3 protein-coding genes and 1 pseudogene are annotated in these 2,813 nt (G+C 72.2%); 3 read left to right on the plus strand and 1 reads right to left on the minus strand.

Features of this window, described 5'->3' with window-relative positions:
* The 3 genes and pseudogenes from EYA84_RS29975 to EYA84_RS29990 form a co-directional block, all read left to right on the plus strand.
* Window positions 1-308, plus strand: a pseudogene (locus tag EYA84_RS29975) (uridine kinase); the annotation flags it as partial.
* A gap of 122 nt (window positions 309-430) precedes the next feature.
* Window positions 431-829 (plus strand): TraR/DksA C4-type zinc finger protein, encoded by a 399-nt coding sequence (locus EYA84_RS29980; RefSeq protein WP_131057494.1) that lies wholly within the window; start codon window positions 431-433, stop codon window positions 827-829.
* A 483-nt stretch (window positions 830-1,312) separates the two neighbouring features.
* Window positions 1,313-1,741 carry a DUF2267 domain-containing protein gene (locus EYA84_RS29990; protein WP_131057497.1) on the plus strand — a complete coding sequence of 143 codons (429 nt, stop codon included), beginning with the start codon at window positions 1,313-1,315 and terminating at the stop codon, window positions 1,739-1,741.
* Window positions 1,742-1,795: 54 nt separating this feature from the next.
* Here EYA84_RS29990 and EYA84_RS29995 read toward each other — a convergent pair whose 3' ends face one another.
* Window positions 1,796-2,563, minus strand: a complete 768-nt coding sequence (locus EYA84_RS29995; protein WP_236146041.1) for a PIG-L deacetylase family protein — start codon at window positions 2,561-2,563, stop codon at window positions 1,796-1,798.
* Window positions 2,564-2,813: the final 250 nt, after the last annotated feature.

The raw sequence follows: 2,813 nt of genomic DNA on the forward strand, positions 1-2,813 counted from the left end.
CCTCGCTCTGGGACGCCGGGGCCGACCGGGCCAGCCGCGCCGACTACGTCGCCCTGCCGCCCGGCGGGGTGGTGCTGGTCAGCGGCACGTTCCTGCTCGGCGGCGGGCTGCCCTTCGACGTCGTCGTCCACCTCGAACTGTCGCCCGGCGCGCTGAGTCGCCGCACCGCCCCCGACCTGGCCTGGACGCTGCCCGCCTTCGCCCGGTACGCCGACGAGGTCGCCCCCGCCACCTTCGCCGACCTGGTGGTCCGGGCCGACGACGCGCGCCGTCCCGCGATCGTGGAATCCGACGACGACTCGGTTTGACCTGCTGACGGGCTGGGTAATCGCGGGGCTCACGGCGCCCGGGAGTCCTCGACTGGGCGGTATGACCGGGTGGAGACACTTCCGCCCGCGATGATGACGAGGCCCAGGAAAGGCAGGCAGCGATGCTCGTCCACGACACGGTCGGCACGGGCCGATCCCAGGCGGAGATCGACCAGATCCGACTCTCCCTGCAGGCCCGCCACGACGAGCTGTCCGCGGAGTACGAGCAGGCGGTGCAGCAGAGCCACGTGCTGCGGCTGGTCGAGGTGGGCGACACCGCCGGCGACGACCAGGCCGACAGCGGCACCAAGACCGCCGAGCGGGACACCGCGCAGTCACTGCTGCGGACCATCCTCGACCGGCGCGCCCAGTTCGAGCACGCGTTGACGCGTCTCGCCGAGGGCACGTACGGCTTCTGCGAGGGCTGCACCTCGCCGATCCCGGTGGAACGCCTGGAGATCTTCCCGTCGGCGACCACCTGCGTGACCTGCAAGCAGACCCGCGAGCGCCGGGCCGCCTGAGCCCGCCCACTGCACACCCCACCCCACCCACTCACCCCACCCGCACCGGCCCGCGCCTCGCCAGCCCGCGCCGATCATGGAGTTGTGGCTGCCGTTTCGTGGTGACCAACCCCGATTCGTGACTGCCGCGACTCCATGATCGCGTGGAGCGGCTCGCGCTCGTCGCCGGAACTCGGGGTCGAGATCCGGCGCGGCGGCGGGAGGGTGGGTCATCCGGTGGGGGTGAGGATGGGTCACCCGGCAGGTCGGCAGGCTGGGGTGGAGACGGAGAACGGCGACACCGCGGGGGGTGGTGGGCGATGACGGCTCAGGTGGTGCGGCAGCGACGACAGGGCGCGGTGCTGCGGGTCGTCGGCGCGTCCGGCCAGGTCCGGAGGGTGCCACGAACCGGGAGCAGCCCGGTACGGTCCCGGAGCGGCCCGACGGGGCCGCCGCGACGGCACGACGACCGACGGTGGGAGACCGACCTACGGGGGTGGACGGATGTCTGAGCGGTTCGAGTCGGCGGTCGAGTCCTCGATGGACAAGACCATCCTGATCCTCAAGGACATCGAGCAGGCATACGGGTGGCCGAAGGAGCAGCGCAACCAGTCGTACGCGGCGCTGCGCACGGTGCTGCACCTGCTGCGCGACCGGATGCCGGTGCAGGAGAGCGTGGAGTTCTCCGCCCAACTGCCGATGGTGGTGCGCGGCATCTACTTCGAGGGCTGGCAGCCGTCCGACGTGCCGATCAAGCTGAACCGGGACGACTTCCTGTACGAGGTCCGCCAGGGCTTCCCGTACGACGTGCAGGGCGGCCCGGAACGGGTGGTCCAGGTCGTGCTGGACACCCTGCGCCGGCACATCACCCAGGGCGAGTGGGACGAGGTGAAGGACACCATGCCCGACGACCTGGCCCGAATCATGCCCTGACCCGGGCACTGGCGACACCGGCCCGCCCCACCACGCGTGGAGCGGGCCGGTCGGCTACCACAGGTCGAAGTGGAACACCTCGAACGAGGTGCCGTAGCGCACGCCCAACCGGCTCCCCACCGGCCGCGCGCCGCCCTCCAGGAACTCCTCGGCATCGAAGCTGCCGTCACCCAACCCGGTCAGGTACGCCTCGTGTGCCTCCAGCGACGCCACCCCCTGCGCGAACGTCTCGGTGGTGTCCACGCCGTGCTCGGCGCGCGGCGACGAGGCCGCCCACACCTGGCGTACCCCGCTCCACGGCTCGACCTCGTCGGTCAGCTGCTCCGGGAAGATCCACCGGTTGCCGGCGTCCCGGACCGCGTCCAGCGTGGCCCGGCCCACCGCGATGTGGTCGGCCTGGTTCAGGGTGACCGCGCCGTCCCAGGTCTCCCGGAAGTTGTTCGTGATGACGATCTCCGGGCGGTGCCGGCGCACCACGGCCGCCAGCTCCCGGCGCAGCGGTACGCCGTACTCCAGGATTCCGTCGGGCAGGCCGAGGAACTCGACGACGTCCACGCCGACCAGCTCCGCCGAGGCGCGCTGCTCCTGCTCGCGTACCGTGCGGGCCTGCTCCGGCGCCATCCCGTCGATGCCCGCCTCGCCGCTGGTCACCAGGCAGTACACCACCTGCTTGCCCTGGGCGGTCCAGCGGGCGATCGCGGCGGCTGCACCGAACTCCAGGTCGTCGGGGTGCGCCACGATCGCCAGCGCCCGCTGCCAGTCCTCGGTCACCGGGGTGAGCGGCGTGTCCATCGGCACCTCCATCCGGTCGGGTCCGTCCATCCTGCCACCGCCACCGCCGTGAACGGCGCGTGTGGGCCGGTTCCGGCGTCTACGGTGGGGTGCAGTGTGGTTAGAGAAGATCGGGCGCGGGGTAACTCCCGCCGCACGACGCACCCGACCAACGGCGGGGGCGGGTTGATCCGAGGGAGCACGATGCCACTCAACGACGATGACATGCAGACCACCAGCGGCGGCGGGCTCGAGGGTCCGGCCGACGGCGGCGCGACCCCGGGCCAGCACGACGGTGGCG

Origin of the sequence: Verrucosispora sp. SN26_14.1 (assembly GCF_004307965.1) — a bacterium.
Lineage (GTDB): Bacteria > Actinomycetota > Actinomycetes > Mycobacteriales > Micromonosporaceae > Micromonospora.

Excerpts from the sequence above, each read along its gene's own strand:
- EYA84_RS29995 (WP_236146041.1), bottom strand. The coding sequence starts at position 2,563 with ATGGACGGACCCGACCGGATGGAGGTGCCGATGGACACGCCGCTCACC.
- EYA84_RS29980 (WP_131057494.1), top strand. The coding sequence starts at position 431 with ATGCTCGTCCACGACACGGTCGGCACGGGCCGATCCCAGGCGGAGATC.
- EYA84_RS29990 (WP_131057497.1), top strand. The coding sequence starts at position 1,313 with ATGTCTGAGCGGTTCGAGTCGGCGGTCGAGTCCTCGATGGACAAGACC.